15 protein-coding genes are annotated in these 16,682 nt (G+C 64.9%); 11 read left to right on the top strand and 4 right to left on the bottom strand.

Translation table 11 applies throughout. The features are described from left to right. Window positions 1-96: 96 nt before the first annotated feature. The 8 genes from F3J44_RS14615 to tatC all read left to right on the top strand — a co-directional run bounded on the left by F3J44_RS14615 (window position 97) and on the right by tatC (window position 6,667). The gene (locus tag F3J44_RS14615) at window positions 97-771 is read left to right on the top strand and encodes an RraA family protein (RefSeq protein ID WP_167056978.1); all 675 of its coding nucleotides are present in this window, start codon (window positions 97-99) and stop codon (window positions 769-771) included. Beyond that, window positions 768-1,976: a pyridoxal phosphate-dependent aminotransferase gene (locus tag F3J44_RS14610; RefSeq protein ID WP_167273549.1), complete on the top strand. Its 1,209-nt coding sequence runs from the start codon at window positions 768-770 to the stop codon at window positions 1,974-1,976. The genes F3J44_RS14615 and F3J44_RS14610 overlap by 4 nt, the downstream gene beginning before the upstream one ends. Window positions 1,977-2,048: 72 nt before the next feature. Then, the gene (locus F3J44_RS14605) at window positions 2,049-3,308 is read left to right on the top strand and encodes a cation:dicarboxylate symporter family transporter (RefSeq protein ID WP_167273546.1); all 1,260 of its coding nucleotides are present in this window, start codon (window positions 2,049-2,051) and stop codon (window positions 3,306-3,308) included. Between the two features lie 58 nt (window positions 3,309-3,366). Beyond that, window positions 3,367-3,513, top strand: coding sequence for a DUF2986 domain-containing protein (locus F3J44_RS14600; protein WP_167056987.1), 147 nt, complete (start codon window positions 3,367-3,369; stop codon window positions 3,511-3,513). Between the two features lie 370 nt (window positions 3,514-3,883). Then, on the top strand, window positions 3,884-5,299 hold the full coding sequence (locus F3J44_RS14595; protein WP_370526202.1) for an FAD-dependent oxidoreductase: 1,416 nt from the start codon (window positions 3,884-3,886) through the stop codon (window positions 5,297-5,299). A 70-nt stretch (window positions 5,300-5,369) separates the two neighbouring features. Further along, window positions 5,370-5,600, top strand: a complete 231-nt coding sequence (locus F3J44_RS14590; protein WP_167273543.1) for a twin-arginine translocase TatA/TatE family subunit — start codon at window positions 5,370-5,372, stop codon at window positions 5,598-5,600. 3 nt (window positions 5,601-5,603) lie between these two features. Next, window positions 5,604-5,885: a Sec-independent protein translocase protein TatB gene (tatB, locus tag F3J44_RS14585; protein WP_167273541.1), complete on the top strand. Its 282-nt coding sequence runs from the start codon at window positions 5,604-5,606 to the stop codon at window positions 5,883-5,885. Then, a complete protein-coding gene (tatC, locus tag F3J44_RS14580; RefSeq protein ID WP_167273538.1) occupies window positions 5,882-6,667 on the top strand; it encodes a twin-arginine translocase subunit TatC in 786 nt (261 codons plus the stop codon). The genes tatB and tatC overlap by 4 nt, the downstream gene beginning before the upstream one ends. A gap of 193 nt (window positions 6,668-6,860) precedes the next feature. Here the strand turns inward: tatC and F3J44_RS14575 are convergent, their stop codons facing one another. After that, the gene (locus F3J44_RS14575) at window positions 6,861-8,192 is read right to left on the bottom strand and encodes an MFS transporter (RefSeq protein ID WP_167057039.1); all 1,332 of its coding nucleotides are present in this window, start codon (window positions 8,190-8,192) and stop codon (window positions 6,861-6,863) included. 497 nt (window positions 8,193-8,689) lie between these two features. Next, window positions 8,690-9,865 (bottom strand): M20 aminoacylase family protein, encoded by a 1,176-nt coding sequence (locus tag F3J44_RS14570; RefSeq protein ID WP_167273535.1) that lies wholly within the window; start codon window positions 9,863-9,865, stop codon window positions 8,690-8,692. A gap of 163 nt (window positions 9,866-10,028) precedes the next feature. Here F3J44_RS14570 and F3J44_RS14565 point away from each other — a divergent pair, with 163 nt between their 5' ends. The 3 genes from F3J44_RS14565 (at window position 10,029) to F3J44_RS14555 (ending at window position 14,333) form a co-directional block, all read left to right on the top strand. Then, window positions 10,029-10,928, top strand: a complete 900-nt coding sequence (locus tag F3J44_RS14565) for a LysR substrate-binding domain-containing protein (protein ID WP_167057045.1) — start codon at window positions 10,029-10,031, stop codon at window positions 10,926-10,928. Between the two features lie 145 nt (window positions 10,929-11,073). Then, window positions 11,074-12,567 (top strand): peptide MFS transporter, encoded by a 1,494-nt coding sequence (locus F3J44_RS14560; protein ID WP_167273533.1) that lies wholly within the window; start codon window positions 11,074-11,076, stop codon window positions 12,565-12,567. Window positions 12,568-12,812: 245 nt separating this feature from the next. Next, window positions 12,813-14,333 (top strand): NCS1 family nucleobase:cation symporter-1, encoded by a 1,521-nt coding sequence (locus F3J44_RS14555; RefSeq protein ID WP_167273530.1) that lies wholly within the window; start codon window positions 12,813-12,815, stop codon window positions 14,331-14,333. Between the two features lie 161 nt (window positions 14,334-14,494). On the opposite strand, the gene F3J44_RS14550 is transcribed toward F3J44_RS14555, so the two are convergent. Together F3J44_RS14550 and F3J44_RS14545 are read right to left on the bottom strand one after the other, a co-directional pair. After that, the gene (locus F3J44_RS14550; RefSeq protein ID WP_167057055.1) at window positions 14,495-15,157 is read right to left on the bottom strand and encodes a response regulator; all 663 of its coding nucleotides are present in this window, start codon (window positions 15,155-15,157) and stop codon (window positions 14,495-14,497) included. Continuing rightward, window positions 15,154-16,548, bottom strand: a complete 1,395-nt coding sequence (locus F3J44_RS14545) for an ATP-binding protein (protein WP_167273528.1) — start codon at window positions 16,546-16,548, stop codon at window positions 15,154-15,156. The genes F3J44_RS14550 and F3J44_RS14545 overlap by 4 nt, the downstream gene beginning before the upstream one ends. Between the last annotated feature and the right edge of the window lie 134 nt (window positions 16,549-16,682).

Raw genomic sequence — 16,682 nt, 5'->3', positions numbered from 1 at the left:
AATTTTAGCGATCTATTTCCAGCGAAAAATATCGCTAAAAGTATTTTTGCGCCACTCTTACCATCCACTCCAGCCCCACCGAACTGGAGAACAACAATGTCCCTGCCCGGCTCTCGCATCCTCCCCACCCCGGCGCCTGCGCCCGAACACCTGGTCGCCGCACTGCGCGAGGTGGTTACCCCGCACATCAGCGACAACCTCGGCCGCCACATCGGTGCCCGCGGCCTGACCCGCTACAACCGCAGCGGCAAGCTGGTGGGCACCGCCCTCACCGTCAAGAGCCGCCCCGGCGACAACCTTTACATCTACAAGGCCCTGACCCTGCTGCAGCCGGGCCATGTGCTGGTGGTGGACGCCCAGGGCGACACCAGCAACGCCGCCATTGGCGAACTGATCAAGCTGTACGCGCAGCAGCGCGGCTGCACAGGCTTCGTGATCGATGGCGCGATCCGTGATGTTGCCGCCTTCGCCGACACCCCCTGCTATGCCAGTGGCGTGGTGCACCGCGGGCCGTACAAGACCGGCCCCGGTGAGATCAACGTGCCGGTGTCGATCGGCGGCATGATCGTCAACCCCGGTGACCTGCTGGTGGGTGACGAAGACGGGCTGGTCGCCTTTGCCCAGGAAGATGCCCAGGCGGTGATCGCGGCCGCGGCGCGGCATGCCGAATTCGAAGCGGCGGTGATGGCCGAAATTGCCACGGGCAACCCGCGCCAGTCGTGGATCGATGCCCCATTGAAGAAGTTCGGCCTGCTGGAGGACTGCCTGTGAGCGACGCCTTCCTGTCTGACCGGGTGCTGGGCATCCAGCCGTCTCCCAGCATCGCGGCCAACGCCCTGGTGGCCAGGCTGCGCGCCGAGGGGCGCGACATCGTCAACTTCACCGTGGGCGAGCCGGACCTGGACACCCCTGCCCACATCAACCAGGCCGCCATCGCCGCGCTGCAGGCCGGTGATACCCACTACACCGGCACCAGCGGCACACCGGCCCTGCGCCAGGCGATCGTCGACAAACTGGCCCGCGACAACGGCCTGCAGTACGGCCTGGACGAAGTGATCGCCGGCAGCGGCGGCAAGCACATCATCTACCACGCCCTGGCCGCGACGCTCAATGCCGGTGACGAAGTGGTGGTGCACACGCCCTACTGGGTGTCGTACCCGGACATCGCCCTGCTTAACCAGGCAACCCCGGTGATCATTCCCGGGGACGAAAGCCTGGGCTTCAAACTGACGCCCGAGGCACTAGAGCAGGCCATCACGGCGCGCACCAAGTGGGTGATTCTCAACAGCCCGAACAACCCCAGCGGTGCGGTGTACAGCGAGGCGCAACTGCTGGCCCTGGCCCAGGTGCTGCGCCGCCACCCACAGGTGCTGGTGATGTCGGACGAAATCTACGAGCACTTCGTGTTCGACGGCGCCCGCCACCTGTCGCTGATCAATGTCGCGCCCGACCTGAAAGCGCGTACGCTGATCGTCAATGGCGCCTCGAAGGGTTATGCCATGACCGGCTGGCGCCTGGGTTTCGGCGCGGGGCCGGCGTTTCTGATCAACGCCATTGCCAAGCTGATTTCGCAAACCACCACCTGCCCCACCTCGATCAGCCAGGCGGCTGCGGTGGCAGCGTTCAGTGGCGACCAGGCGCCCATCGCCGCCATGCGCGCGCTCTACAGCGAGCGCCGGGGGCGGATGCTGGCGCACCTGGGGGGCATCGAGGGCGTTCGCTGCGTGCCGCCCGAGGGTGCGTTCTACGTGTTCGCCAATGTTGCTGGCCTGCTGGGCAAGCGCACGCCGGCCGGGGCGACGCTTGGCAGTGACAGCGACGTGGTCGCCTACCTGCTCAATGAAACCGGGGTGGCGGTGGTTGCAGGCGCGGCCTATGGCATGTCGCCGTATATCCGCCTGTCGTTCGCCAGCGGCCTGGAGGTGATCGATGAGGGCTGCCAGCGCCTGAAAAGAGCGGTCGACCGCCTGCGCTGACACGCTTTGAAGGGGCAACGGATGGCCCTGCACTGAACTGCCTACAACAATAATCCCGACACCGAGGCAACCATGCATACCCCCCGTATCCCACTGGTCTGGCAGATCCTTATCGGCCTGCTGCTGGGCATCGCCCTGGGCGCGCTGCTCAACCACTTCCCCACCCTGCGGCCGTGGATGGTCGACAACCTGCTGCAACCGGCGGGCGATATCTTCATCAAGCTGATGAAAATGATCGTCGTGCCCATCGTCTTCGCCTGCATGGTGGTGGGCATTGCCGGGCATGGCGACGGCAAGGCGCTGGGCCGCATCGGCGTGCGCAGCCTGCTGTACTTCTTCGCCGTCACCACCACCGCGATCATCGTGGGCCTGGTGATCGGCAACCTGCTGCAGCCCGGCGCAGGCACCGACCTTGCCAGCCTCAAGGCCGGCAATGTCACCCTGCCCGGCAGCGGCGCCGGCAGCCACACGCTGGGGCAGATCATCGTTGGCATCATTCCCGACAACATCATCGCCGCCATGGCCCAGGGCAGCTTGTTGTCGGTGCTGTTCTTCGCAGTGATGTTCGGCCTGGGCGTGGGGCAGTTGCCCGAGGCACGCAAGGCGCCGCTGCTGGCGGTGCTGCGGGCAGTGTCGGAGGCGATGTTCCGGGTGACGTCGATGATTATGGCGTACTCGCCGATCGGCGTGTTCGGCATGATCGCGGTGACGGTGGCCAACTTCGGTTTCAGCTCGCTGCTGCCGCTGGGCAAGCTGATTCTGGTGAGCTACGTGGCGATCGCCCTGTTTACCCTGTTCGTGCTGGGCAGCATTGCCCGCCTGGCCGGTATCAGCCTGTTCGGCCTGATGCGGCACATTCGTGACGAGTTGCTGCTGGCGTTTTCCAGCGCAAGCTCGGCTGCGGTAATGCCGCAACTGATGAAGAAGCTGGAAAGCTATGGCGCACCACCGTCGCTGGTGAGTTTCGTGGTGCCGGTGGGCTATTCGTTCAACCTCGACGGTGCGTCACTGTTCCTGGGCATTGGCACGCTGTTCGTGGCGCAGTTGTATGGCATCGACTTGTCGCTGGCCGACCAGGCGCTGCTGGTGGTGACCATGGTGTTGACCTCCAAGGGGGCGGCGGGTGTACCGGGCTTCATGTTCGTGATTCTCTCCGCAACCCTGGCCAGCGCCGGTTTGCCGCTGGAGGGGATTGCCTTCATCGCCGGGGTGTACCGCTTGATGGAGATGCCGACCACGGCGCTGAACGTGCTGGGCAACGCGCTGGCACCGCTGGTGATTGCGCGCTGGGAGGCCCGGCGGGATGAGCGGCTGGGCCAGGTGCTGAACTGATCGCGGTGGCGCAGCATGGGGTAGAATGGCCACCCCATGCTGCGCACCGAGACGCCCGATGAACCGCCAGAAGAAGATCAAGCAACTGCTCAAGGCCCACCAGAAAAAGGCCAATGCCAAGTTGGCGCCCAAGAGCAACAAGCCCAAGTACATCAGCAAGGCTGACCGGTTGAAGCTTGAGGCTGAGGCCAGCCCTGAAACGTGATTTACCTATGCGGGCGCATCGCGAGCTGCGCTCGCTCCTACCCCGGCTAACGCAAATCCCTTCGTAGGAGCGAGCGCAGCTCGCGATGCGCCGCGCAAGCGGCGCCTGCTTTCCCCTCCCTAGATCCCCTTCAAAATCTGAACATTGCGCCCCGCTATCACACACTCAGGGGTGGCGTATTGACGCACCTCAATGGTAATTATACTATCTGTATACACATTGTATTTCACCGGTCAGGCTGATGTACGTAGGTTGGCCCGGCGCATTTCCAGCGGCTTGGCCGACCCCGCAAACGCACGTAGTCACCCCTGACCATTTCGCCTCACACCTTTGAATGGGATAAATGGAAGTGGCTGTTACTCGAAGAAATGTGCTTATTGGTGCCGGTGTGGGCGCAGGTGTCATCGCCGCTGGCGCCTCGGCGTCGCTGCTCAGCGACGGTCTGCCGAAAGACCCGGACTCGCTGGTGCGCGTCGATGCGTTGCCACGTGACGACTCCTCCCCGGGCTGGTTCCACACCAGCCGCGTGCGCCAGCCCAAAGCGCCGCTGATCGGCGATGACCAGGCACCCTGGGTCGTCATCGGTGGTGGCTTCACCGGCCTTGCCGCTGCACGCCAGCTGGCCCTGAACTTCCCCCAGGACCGCGTGATCCTGGTTGAAGCCCAGCAGGTCGGCTTCGGCACCTCCGGCCGTAACGCCGGCTTCCTGATCGACGTGCCCCACGACATCGGCGCACCGGACTACATTGGCGACAAGACCAACGCCAAGAACATCCTGCACCTGAACCAGCGTGGCCAGGGCATCCTTCGCGACCTGGTGGCCGAGCACAAGATCGAAGACGCTCACCTGCGCCACTCCGGCAAATACCAGGCAGCCATCGAGGACAAGGGCATTGCCGTGCTCAACGCCTACCGTGGCGGCCTGGAAGCCCTGGGCGAGAAAGTCGAGCTGATCGAAGGCAACGAGCTGAAGGACCACATCGGCACCTCGTTCTACCGCAAGGCGCTGTACACCCCAGGCACCATGCTGGTTCAGCCTTCGGCGCTGGTCAAAGGCCTGGCCGACAGCCTGCCGGAAAACGTCACCCTGTACGAAGACACCGTGATCACCGCGGTCGACTACGGCCAGAAGATCGTGCTGCAGCACCCAACCGGCCGCATCACCGCGGGCAAGCTGATCCTGGGCAACAACCACTTCGGCCAGCACTTCGGCTTCCTGGAAAACCGCATGCTGCCAATCTTCACCTACGGCAGCCTGACCCGTCCGCTGACCCCGGCCGAGCAAGCCAGCATCGGTGGCCAAGAGTTCTGGGGCGTGATCCCGGCCGACCCATTCGGCTCGACTCTGCGTCGCACCCACGACAACCGCATCCTGGTGCGCAACAGCTTCAGCTTCAACCCTGATGGCCGCTCCAAGGATGGCTACACCGACAAGGTTCGTGCATCCCACCGCCTGTCGTTCGAACGCCGCTTCCCCACCCTCACCGACGTGCCGTTCGAGCACACCTGGGGCGGTGGCCTGGGCATGACCCGCAACGGCGCCGGTTTCTTCGGCGAGCTGCGCGAGAACGTGTACGGCGCGCTGGCCTGTAACGGCCTGGGCACCGTGCGCGGCACCGCCACCGGCACCCTGCTGGCCAACATGCTGGCCGGCAAGATGGAGCCGCTGACCGAGTTCCTGCTGTCGGCACCGAAGCCAAACTGGAACCCACCACAACCGGTGCTGTCGATGGGCGTGAACTTCACCCTGCGCACTGGCCAGGCCAAAGCTGGCCTGGAAGCCTGACCCGGCAGGCTGGCGCCGCGTGCGCCAGCCTTTCCTCCCCTGCCTGAACGGCACACGCAAAGAGAGCACCATGGGTATTTTTGACTGGAAACACTGGCTCGTCCTGCTGGGCGTGGTGGTACTGGTATTCGGCACCAAGAAGCTGAAGAACCTGGGCGGCGACCTGGGCGAATCGATCAAGGGCTTTCGCAAGGCCATGAGCGATGACGACAGCACACCGGCCCCGGTGACGGCCCAACCTGCACCCGCCGCGCAGGCGCCCCAGGCGCAGGCCAGCGCGCAACCACAGCAGCACGGCTGAAGCATGTTCGGTATCAATTTCAGTGAGCTGCTGCTGGTGGCCCTGGTGGCCCTGCTGGTGCTCGGCCCCGAGCGCTTGCCCGGCGCCGCGCGTACCGCCGGCTTGTGGATCGGCCGGCTAAAACGCAGTTTCAACGCGATCAAGGCCGAGGTGGAGCGCGAGGTGGGCGCCGACGACATCCGCCGCACCCTGCACGACACGCCCCAGCTGCAACCACCCGTTACGCCAACGCCGGCCACTGCGGCTGAAACAACCGCACAGCCTCAACCGCCGCGAGCCCCATGAGCGAACATCCGCAACCCGACCAGCCGATGCCGCTGGTTTCACACCTGACCGAACTGCGTACCCGCCTGCTGCGCTGCGTGGCCGTCATTTTCCTGATCTTCGCCGGGCTGTTCTCCTTCGCCCAGCAGATCTACACCCTGGTTTCGGCGCCCCTGCGCGACCACCTGCCAGCCAACGCGACGATGATCGCCACCGACGTGGCCTCACCGTTTCTTACGCCGTTCAAGCTGACGATGATCGTCTCGCTGTTCCTGGCCATCCCGTTCATCCTGCAACAGGCCTGGGGCTTCATCGCGCCGGGGCTGTACCGCCACGAAAAGCGCATCGCCCTGGCCTTGCTGGTATCGAGCATCCTGCTGTTCTACGCCGGCATGGCCTTCGCCTACTGCCTGGTGTTCCCGCTGATGTTCAAGTTCTTCGCTGCTGCCACCCCGGCAGGCGTGGCGATGATGACCGACATTACTGCCTACCTCGACTTCGTGATGACCCTGTTCTTCGCCTTCGGCGTGGCCTTCGAGATCCCGGTGGCGGTGGTGCTGCTGGTGTGGATCGGCGTGGTCGACGTGAAGTACCTGAAGAAGGTGCGCCCCTACGTGATCATCGGCTGCTTCGTGGTGGGCATGGTGCTGACGCCGCCGGACATCTTCTCGCAAACCCTGCTGGCGGTGCCCATGTGGCTGCTGTTCGAGATCGGCGTGCTGTGCGGTGGGTTGATTCGCACCCGCAACCGCGTTGAAGACCCAGCCCAAGTGGCCGTGCCTGCGGTTCGCAGCGTAGATTAGCAGCGCGCTATTACCTCGTGCTGCCTTGCAGCCCATCGCAGGGCGCGCCCAAATTCCCTGTAGGAGCGAGCACAGCTCGCGATGGGCTGCAAAGCAGCCCCGGCGTTGTCAGCCGCGAAGCTGAAACCTTGGGGCCGCTGCGCGCCCCATCGCGAGCTGCGCTCGCTCCTACCGGGGCGCGCCGCTCGGGCTATCAACGCTCCAGCGAAGCGGCCATTTCCAGGCTCATGCCACGGGTTTCCGGCGCCAGCCACACCGACACGACCAGGCCGGCCAGGGACACCAGGGCAGCTACCAGCATGGTGTTGCCAATGCCGATACTGTGCAGCGAAATGGGCACCAGCCAAGTGCCAGCGGCGGAGCCGATACGCGACATGGACGAGCCCAGGCCCACCGCGAAGGCGCGCACCTCGGTTGGGAACAGTTCGTTGGGGTACACCAGCTCAAGAATCTGCGCACCGCCGATGAACAGCGCGTAGGCACCGAACAGCGTCAGCACCAGCATCTCGGAGCCGTCGGAGAACACCCCCAGGCCCAGCAACGCCAGGGTCGACCACAGGAAGCTGTGGATGATCAGCGGGCGCCGGCCGAGCGTGTCGATCAACCGAGTGGCAATGATGCAGCCCACCACGAACAGCAAGGTGATCATCACCGAGCCGTAGGCGGCCCAGTCACCCTTGAGGTTCAAGGCCTGCAACACCACCGGGGCAAAGGAGTACACCGCGAACATCGGCACCACTGCCGAGCTCCAGAACACCGCCACGAACAACATGCGCTTGCCGTAGCCAGAGCGCATCAGGTCGCCCAGCGTGACCTTCTTCTCCACCGCCTGCTCCGGCATGTTGGCCAGGGAGAACGACGGCCCGTATACCCGCTTGATGACGCGCTCGGCCTCGTTGCTGCGGCCCTTGCTCATCAGCCAGCGCGGCGACTCGGGGGTGCCCAGGCGCACCAGGAACAACAGGCCGCCCAGCACCGCGGAGCTGGCCAGTACCATGCGCCAGGCATCGTCGCCGCCCCGCGCCAGGATAAAGTTGCCCACCATGTATGACAGCGCCGCACCGGCAAACCACAGGATCGTCAACGCCGCCAGGCGCCGCCCGCGGTGCTTTTGCGGCAGGAATTCAGTGAGCAGCGAGCCTGCCACGGGGTATTCGAGGCCAACGCCAATGCCCACCAGGAATCGCAGGACGAACAGTGCCAGGCCCGATTCGACCCAGAAGGAACCCACCGAGCCCACGATGAACAGGATCGGCCCCACGAAGAACAGCTTGCGCCGGCCGATCTTGTCGGTCAGCCAGCCGCCGACGAAGGCGCTGAAGAACGTGCCCAACATGGCCGAAGCGGCGACCATGCCCTGCCAGAACGAGTCCAGCTTCAGGTAATCGGAAAACTGCACGATCACCACGCCGATGATGCTGAGGATATAGCCGTCGAGCAACCAGCCGCCCCCGGCGCGAACGCTCATCAACTGGTGGAAGTTATTGAGCGGTACATCTTCGATAGAAACAGTGTGAGTGCTCACTGCCTTATGCCCTCTTTGCCATTAATTATTCTTGTAACCAAAGACGCTGAAACACGGCGGCCCGAACCTGCAACTAACAGGCACGGCATCGCGGCCTGCAAACGTGGCGTTGGCAGCGGTGGGTGGCGTGCGCGTGTTTCAGTTCATCGCTATGTGCGCCATGCCTGGATCGGCTCTGGCATGCCCTGCAGACAAATAGCAGACCTATTGTCTACCTTTTGTATACCGGCGGAATGCGCAGAATAGACGATGCGTCGAAGAGGGGTCAACGCCGTCGGAACGGGGCCGAAAGCGAAAGCTGGGGCTCCGCTTGGCCCCGTTCCGATTGCCCCATTGCTGTCAAGTACCACCGACCTGCAGGGTGCATCAAATAGTCAGGTTCGACGGCGCAAACAGGCATCTACATGTCGCGCCGGGTTGACTTGAAGTTTGCCGCCGGGGCCGCGGCAAGTTAATAAAAACAGCAAATAAAAGTATAAAAACGCGCAATGCCCAGGTTATTGACTGGTTAGCCAGGTTTCGGTCAGGCGTACCCAGAAAGTGGCACCCAGTGCGAGAATATCGTCATTGAAGTCATACGCTGGGTTATGCACCATGCACCCTCCCCGGCTGCCGAGGCCATTGCCGATATAGGCGTAGCAACCGGGCACCTGCTCCAGCATGTAGGCAAAGTCTTCACTGCCCATCACTGGCCGTGACTGGGGGTCCACACGCGCCTCGCCCAGCAAGCCGTGGGCGACGCGGGTGGCGAATGCGGTCACCTGGGGGTCGTTGACCAGTACCGGGTAACCGCGCGCGTAGTCAATATCGGCCTGCAAGCCGAAGCTTTGCGCCTGCCCGGCCACCAGCGCCCGGATGCGTTGCTCCACACGTTGGCGCACGTTGGCATCCAGGGTGCGCACGGAAAGGCGCATTTCCACCTGCTCGGGAATGATGTTGAAGGCCTCGCCGGCGTGCACACTGCCCACCGAAATCACGGCGGCGTCGAGCGGGTCGACATCGCGCCCGACGATCGTCTGCAACGCCAGCATGATGGCCCCGGCCGCAGGCATTGGGTCGCAGGCCCGGTGCGGGAAGGCGCCATGCCCGCCCTCGCCGCGCAGGCGGATGGTCACACTGTCCGACGAGGCCGTCATCGGCCCCACGCAAAAGGCCATGTCCCCGGCGGCGATGCCCGGCATGTTGTGCAAGGCGAACACAGCGTCGCAGGGAAACCGCTCGAACAGGCCGTCGTCGATCATCGCCTTGGCGCCGCCGAAGCCTTCCTCGGCCGGCTGGAAAATCAGGTTCACGGTGCCGTCGAAGGCGCGGGTTCTGGCCAGGTGGCGGGCCGCGCACAGCAACATCGCGGTATGCCCATCGTGCCCGCAGGCATGCATTTTCCCGGGGTTGACGCTGGCGTAGGGCAAGCCGGTGTTCTCGGCCAGCGGCAGCGCGTCCATGTCGGCACGCAGGCCAATGCTGCGCCCGGCGCTGCCCGCTCGCAGCACGCCGACCACGCCGGTGCCGCCCAGGCCCCGGTGAACCTGGTAACCCCAGGCCGTCAGGCACTCGGCCACCAGGTCACTGGTGACGGTTTCTTCGAAGGCAAGCTCGGGGTGTGCGTGGATGCGCTGGCGCAGTGCGATCAGCTCCGGCGCGATGGCGGCAATTTCCGGCAGAACGGGGTCCATGGTGTTTCCTCTTGGGCGGGTACTTGTGCCGCAAAAGCCTATCGCCCAGGGCCACGGCCCATAAGCCAATCAATGGTGTGGGTGTTCACTGCCGATTGCCGCTGGGCAGCCACCTGCGCAGCGCCGATAATCGCGCCCCCCCGGCCAAGGCAACGGATCGTCCATGAAATACCACCAGCTCAAAGCGTTCGTCACCATCGTCGAGGAAGGCAGCATCCGCGCGGCGGCGCGGCACCTGCACCTGTCGCCGGCCGCGCTGACCAAGGCCATCAAGGAGCTTGAGCACGTTCTGGGGGTGTCGCTGATCGTGCGCACCACCCGGGGCGTGCAACTGACCGCCATCGGCCAACAGCTGAACGTGCGTGCCCGGCTGATCGTTGCCGAGATGCAGCGCGCCCGTGAGGATGTCGAGCAGGCGCGCGATGGCGCGGTGGGCTCGTTGGCCGCCGCCATTACCCCGGCCACCGCCCTGACCATCCTGCCGGAAGCCTTCGCTGCCTTTCGCCGGCGCTTCCCCAAGGCGCGGGTGAACATCAGCGAAGGCTTTCCGGGTACGGCGTTACGGCAGCTGCACGACGGCACGCTGGATTTCGCCGTGCTGGCGATGGGCAGCGATGCCATTGCCGATGCGTTCGAACACACGCCGTTGTACCAGAGCGAACTGGTGGTGGTTGCCAGGCATGGCCACCCCTTGGCCCAGGCCACCCGGCTGGCCGAGCTGGTAGATGCCGACTGGCTACTGAACCTGGCGCCAGACAGCTCGGCGCAGGTGCTGTTCGACGTATTCCACGCGCAGGGCCTACCCATTCCTACACGTGTCGTGGAATGCCTGAGCTATGGCGTTTCCCATGGCCTGGTGCAGGGGTCGGACCTGCTCACGGCCATGCCGCGCCAGTTGCTCGACTTCAAATGGCAAAGCTCGGTATCGGTGCTGGCGCTTGAAGAAACCATCCCGCCCATTTCGATGCAGGTCATCACCCGGCGCAACAGCCCACCGACCCCTGCCGCCAGCATGTTGATCGACTGCCTGCGCGACGCCGCAAGAAGGCGAAAGCTCAGCTGAGCGCCGCGCCGGGTGACGTGTATGGGGGTGGCAAACCAAGGTGAACACCGTGGCTTTTTGTTGGCTCGTTAACCGGCCACAGGAACCGTAGCCTTGCCCCCAGCGCCCGAGCGCTCGAACAACAATAATCGGAGAGCCACCCGCCATGCGCCCAACATCGAAACACCGCGCCTTCACCACCGTCTTCCTGGTCGAGCTGTGGGAACGCTTCGGCTTCTACGGCATGGCCGCGCTGCTGGTGCTGTTCATGATCGACAAGCTCGGCTTCGACGACAGCCGCGCCAACCTGACCTGGGGCGCCTTCAGTGCCCTGGCGTTTTCCGCGCCGGCCATCGGTGGCTGGATCGGCGACCGGGTACTCGGCGCACGCCGCACCATGGTCGCCGGCGCCGTGGTGCTGTGCTGCGGCTACCTGATGCTGGCACTGGCCAGGCAGGAGCTGCCTTACCTGTTCGCCGCCTTGAGCGTGATCGTGGTGGGCAATGGCCTGTTCAAGGCCAACGCGGCGAGCCTGATACGGCGTATCTATGCAGGCGACGAGGCGCGGATCGACAGCGCCTTCACCACTTATTACCTGGCCATCAACCTCGGCGCGGCCGCCTCGATGCTGGTCACACCCTGGATCAAGGACCAGTGGGGCTGGAACGCGGCATTCGCCGTGTGCTGCGCGGGCATGGCGATGGGCATCCTGAATTTCCTGCTGATGCACCGCACGCTGGGGCATATCGGCACACCGGCCGACCAGGAACCTGTGCACTGGCGGCGCGTCGCCGGTATCGCGGCGGGTGCGGTGGTGCTGAGCCTGTTCACCGCGCTGGTGCTGGAACATACGCTGCTGGCAACCTTCACCATCTGGGCCGCCGGGGCCAGCATCCTGTCGATCTTCGTCTACATGACCCTGACGGCAGCGCCCGCCGAACGTGCTGGGCTGCTTGCGGCGCTGGTACTGACCGTGCAGGTGTTTCTGTTCTTCATTTTCTACCAGCAGCAGTACACCTCGATCACCCTGTTCGCCCTGCGCAATGTCGACCCGCGTTTCACCGTGTTCGGACACACGTTGTTCACCTGGAGCGCCGCCCAGTTCCAGGCGCTTAGCGGTATCTGGATCATCGTGCTGGGGCCGTTCCTGGTTCTGTTCTACAACGGCCTGGCCGGCCGTGGCCACGATGCCCCGGTGGCGGTGAAGTTCACCCTGGGGTTTGCCGCGGTGGCGGCCAGCTTCTTCTTGCTGGTGGTCAGTGGCCAGTTCGCGGTGGACGGGCGCGTATCGTCGTGGTTCGTGGTGTGGAGCTATGCGCTGTATGCGCTCGGCGACCTGTTGATCAGCGGCCTGGGCCTGGCGATGATTTCGCGCTATGTGCCGGTGCGCATGAGCGGGTTCATGATGGGTGCCTACTTCGTGGCGGCGGGTGTGGCGCAGTACCTGGGCAGTGCGGTAGCCAACCTTGCGCAGATGCCCCCGGCGGGGATGCAAGCGACCCTGTCGCTGCCGTTGTACATGCGCCTGTTCAGCGGCTTGGGCTGGGCGGCGGTGGGGGCGATGGCGCTGGCGGTGCTGTTGTTACCGTTGCTGAAAAGGCTGTCGCTGGCGCACGAACATGGCGCGGCCAGCGGTGAAGCAGCCACAGCGGCAGGCTGATCGACCTAATCCTGTGCCCACCCCCCAACCCCCGGTAGGAGCGAGCAAAGCTCGCGATGCGCTGCGCAAGCAGCGCCCTCTGACACACTTAGTAACACGACCTGTGCACAATATTCCCAACTAGCCCCCCCTAAACGCGCCCAGTCCGGGCCAACGCCCCCCAAACCACGGCCTCCCCACGTTGGTACGTTTCTTGTTTGTATACAAATTCAAACAATAAAAGTACACAACCATCAGGAGTTCCGATGGCGTCGATTTCTCGTTCCGGTGTCAGCCCAGTCGATGTTCCCCGCGCAGAAACCGCCAGGCCCGGTGAGCTGCCATTGAGCCCGCGCCTGTACAGTGCCGACCTGGCACCCACACGCGCGGCCAATCGCACCTGGGGGCGCTACAGCCTCTTTGCCCTGTGGACCAACGATGTGCACAACATCGCCAACTACGCCTTCGCCATCGGCCTGTTCGCCTTGGGCCTGAGCGGCGCGCAGATCCTTGCCGCCTTCGCCCTCGGCGCCCTGGTGATCTATGGCCTGATGAACCTTTCTGGCTACATGGGCCAGAAAACCGGCCTGCCCTACCCTGTGTTGTGCCGGATCAGCTTCGGCATCCACGGCGCCCAGGTTCCGGCGCTGGTTCGCGCGGTGATCGCCATTGCCTGGTTCGGCATCCAGACTTACCTCGCCTCGGTGGTACTGCGCGTGCTGCTGACCGCCATCGCCCCCGCGCTACAGGCCTACGACCAGAACGCGATTCTTGGCCTGTCGACCCTGGGCTGGGTCACCTTCCTCGGTATCTGGTGCGTGCAAGTGGCGATTTTTGCCTATGGCATGGAGATGGTGCGCCGCTACGAGTCGCTAGCCGGGCCCGTCATCCTGGTTGCCTTTACCGCCCTGGCAGGCTGGATGTACTGGCGCTGCGGCCTGTCGATTGCCTGGTCCAGCGGCAACCCGCCCACTGGCTCGACAATGTGCCTGAAAGTGCTCGGGGCCGCGGCGCTGTGGGTGTCGCTGTACGGCTCGATGATCCTCAACTTCTGCGACTTCACGCGCAACTGCCCCGACAAGCGCACCATCAACATGGGCAATTTCTGGGGCCTGCCGGTGAACATGCTGGGCTTTGCGCTGATCGCGGTAGTGCTTGCCGGGGCGCAGTTCAGCATCGATGGCAAGCTGGTGCAGAGCCCGACCGAGATCGTCGCGGCCATCCCGAACACGGCAGGCCTGGTGCTGGCGTGCCTGGCGTTCCTGATCGTGACCGTGGCGGTGAACATCATGGCCAACTTCGTCGCCCCGGCCTTCGTGCTCACCAACCTGGCGCCGAAGCTGCTGAACTTCCGCCGCGCAGGCTTGCTCAGCGCGGCCATCGCGGTGCTGATCCTGCCTTGGCACCTGTACAACAGCCCGTCGGTGATCGTGTACTTCCTCGGCGGCCTGGGGGCGTTGCTCGGGCCGCTGTATGGCATCATCGTCACCGACTACTACCTGGTGCGCCGCAGCCGGGTGAACCTGCCGCAGTTGTACAGCGAAAGCCCGGAAGCGGCCTACCACTACCGTGGCGGGGTCAACCTGCGCGCCGTGGCGGCGTTCATTCCGGCGTCGCTGATCGCCATCGTGCTGGCGCTGGTGCCGGCGTTCGACACGCTGTCGCAGTTTTCCTGGTTCTTCGGTGCGGGGCTGGGCGGCTTGATCCACTATGCCCTTGCCGACCGCCGCGCCAGGCACCTTGATGTGTCGGGCGAGGCCATCGCCGTGGACAGTGCGCAGCACTGACACGGTGCTCGGGTGCAGGCCGGCGGCGCGCCGGTGCATGTCTTGAGGTTTGCGGGGGTGCGCAAATCGAGCGCCGCCCGCGCGGCGCTTCGCGAGCTGCGCTCGCTCCTACGTTTGTTTCGGGCCAGTGTTCATGTGGCCACCGCGGGCGGCGCTCGATCTCATTCGAACTCCAGGCTGTACCCGACGCCGTACACCGAACGCAACGGGTCGTGGCCCGGGCTGATGGCCGTGAGCTTGCGCCGCAGGTTCTTCACATGGCTGTCGACCGTGCGGTCGGCGACCACCCGGTGGTCCTGGTAGATGTGGTTCATCAACTGGTCCCGCGACAGCACTTGGCCGGGCCGGGCCGCGAGGGCGGCAAGCATGCGAAACTCCACCGGGGTCAGCTCCATTGCCACCCCCTTGTAGCGCGCCTGAAAGGCCCGGGCATCGAGTTCCAGGCCCAGGCTTGGGGCCTGGGCGCCGCCACGGCGCAGCACGGCCTTGACCCGGGCGACCAGCTCGCGGGGCGAGAACGGCTTGCAGATATAGTCGTCGGCGCCCAGCTCCAGGCCCAGCAAGCGGTCGATCTCGTCAACCCGGGCCGTCATCATGATCAACGGCATATGGCTGAAGCCGCGCAGCTCGCGGCAGATATCCAGGCCATCGCGGCCGGGCAGCATCAGGTCGAGCAGCACCAGGTCGTAATGGTTCTGGCGAATGGCCGGAATCACCGCAAGGCCATCGGCCAGGTGCTCGACCGTGTAACCGCCCGCGCGCAGGTAGTCGCCCACCAGGGCGGCGAGTTTGGGTTCATCTTCCACCAACAAAATCTGGCTCATGCATCCTCCCCAGCGGCCGGCAAGGCCAGTTCCAGCAGCAACCCGCCCAGCGCCGATGCCTTGGCCGTGAGCTTGCCGCCGTGCACCTCGGCAATGCCCCGGCAGATCGCCAGGCCCAGGCCAGTGCCGCCGCTGGCGCGGTTGCGCGAGCGCTCGGCGCGGTAGAAACGCTCGAACAGGCGGGCCAGCGACGCGCTGTCGACGCCGGGCGCGGTGTCCTCGCACTGCACCCGCACCTGGTCGCCTTCCTGGAAGGCGCGCAACACAGTATGGCCGCCCGCATCGGTGTAACGGCGGCTGTTTTCCAGCAGATTGTGCAGCAACTGGCCGAGGCGCGACTCATCGCCCAACACCCACAGCGGTTGCCCCGGCAATTCCAGGCGCAGCGCCAGGCCACGCTCGGCGAAGCTGGCGGCGAACGCATCGGCGACCACCGGCAACAGCACCTGCAGGTCGATGCGCTCGCGCCGGTACGTCGGGCCACCCACCTCGGCCAGGGACAGGTCGAACAGGTCGTCCACCAGCTTGCTCAGGGCGCCCACTTCGCCCTGCAGCGAACGCAGGGCATTGCCGTCGAGGGGGCGAATACCGTCTTCCATCGCTTCCAGTTCAGCGCGCATCACCGCCAGTGGCGTGCGCAGCTCGTGGGAGATATCGGCCATGAAGTCGCGGCGCATGCGTTCGTTGCTGGCCAGGGTGGCGGCCATGCGATTGAAGTCGCCAGCCAACTGCCCGGCCTCATCGGCCGAGCGCACGGGCAGCTGGATGGCGTAGTCACCCGCCGCCAGGCGGTGGGTGGCGCTGGCCACCTCGCGAATCGGCCGCAACAGCGCCCGGCTTAGCCACCAGGCGATTACCGCCGTGGCCAGCAGGCAGGCCAGGCCGATCAGCAGGCTGGAACGCAGCTGGTTGAGCTGGAAGCGCCGGTCGCCCACGCTGGTCACCGATTGCAGGGGCGCCAGGGCCATCCAGCCGACCACCTGGCCCTGGTGGTGAATCGGGCGCAGCAGCATGTCGCTGCTCGCCGCCTGGTAGCCGATGATCGGCCGGTGGTCGGCATCGAGCAGGGCAAAACGGACGAAGGCACCGGTGAGGTCGGACACCGTCAGCAGGCTGGGGTCGAAGGTTTTGTCGGGCTGGGCATCGTCCGGGCGCAGCAACTCGAACCATTGGTCCTTGTCCTGGCGAATGAACTCCCAGCTGCCATGGCGGGCATAGGCCTGCTCGACCCGCGGCACGATGCGCTCCATGCGCTCTTCGCCTTGCTGGTTGAGGTAGCCCAGAAAGCCATATTTCAGGCTCACATAGGCGGCGAACACCATGCCCAGCACGGCGAACGCGCACACCGCGAGCATGGCGAAGAAAAACTTGCGGGAAAGGCTGACTCTCATGGCACCGCCGGCACGCTGAACAGGCCGCCATTGAAACCCGCAGGCCCCCTGCCTGCAAGGTAGGCCGGGCAAACTCCATGCTTTCTGCACAATGGCTGCACAATTGCCAAGCAGGCTTGGGCCATCGAAATCCA

It is taken from the genome of Pantoea sp. Tr-811 (assembly GCF_011752535.1).
Taxonomy (GTDB): Bacteria; Pseudomonadota; Gammaproteobacteria; order Pseudomonadales; family Pseudomonadaceae; genus Aquipseudomonas.
This window is presented reverse-complemented; position numbering and strand designations above follow the sequence as displayed.

What these genes read in the sequence shown, in the direction of transcription:
- F3J44_RS14600 (WP_167056987.1), top strand. Translation starts at nt 3,367, where the DNA reads ATGAACCGCCAGAAGAAGATCAAGCAACTGCTCAAGGCCCACCAGAAA.
- tatB (WP_167273541.1), top strand. Translation starts at nt 5,604, where the DNA reads ATGTTCGGTATCAATTTCAGTGAGCTGCTGCTGGTGGCCCTGGTGGCC.
- F3J44_RS14605 (WP_167273546.1), top strand. Translation starts at nt 2,049, where the DNA reads ATGCATACCCCCCGTATCCCACTGGTCTGGCAGATCCTTATCGGCCTG.
- F3J44_RS14550 (WP_167057055.1), bottom strand. Translation starts at nt 15,157, where the DNA reads ATGAGCCAGATTTTGTTGGTGGAAGATGAACCCAAACTCGCCGCCCTG.
- F3J44_RS14555 (WP_167273530.1), top strand. Translation starts at nt 12,813, where the DNA reads ATGGCGTCGATTTCTCGTTCCGGTGTCAGCCCAGTCGATGTTCCCCGC.
- F3J44_RS14590 (WP_167273543.1), top strand. Translation starts at nt 5,370, where the DNA reads ATGGGTATTTTTGACTGGAAACACTGGCTCGTCCTGCTGGGCGTGGTG.
- F3J44_RS14615 (WP_167056978.1), top strand. Translation starts at nt 97, where the DNA reads ATGTCCCTGCCCGGCTCTCGCATCCTCCCCACCCCGGCGCCTGCGCCC.
- F3J44_RS14570 (WP_167273535.1), bottom strand. Translation starts at nt 9,865, where the DNA reads ATGGACCCCGTTCTGCCGGAAATTGCCGCCATCGCGCCGGAGCTGATC.
- F3J44_RS14565 (WP_167057045.1), top strand. Translation starts at nt 10,029, where the DNA reads ATGAAATACCACCAGCTCAAAGCGTTCGTCACCATCGTCGAGGAAGGC.
- F3J44_RS14560 (WP_167273533.1), top strand. Translation starts at nt 11,074, where the DNA reads ATGCGCCCAACATCGAAACACCGCGCCTTCACCACCGTCTTCCTGGTC.
- F3J44_RS14545 (WP_167273528.1), bottom strand. Translation starts at nt 16,548, where the DNA reads ATGAGAGTCAGCCTTTCCCGCAAGTTTTTCTTCGCCATGCTCGCGGTG.
- tatC (WP_167273538.1), top strand. Translation starts at nt 5,882, where the DNA reads ATGAGCGAACATCCGCAACCCGACCAGCCGATGCCGCTGGTTTCACAC.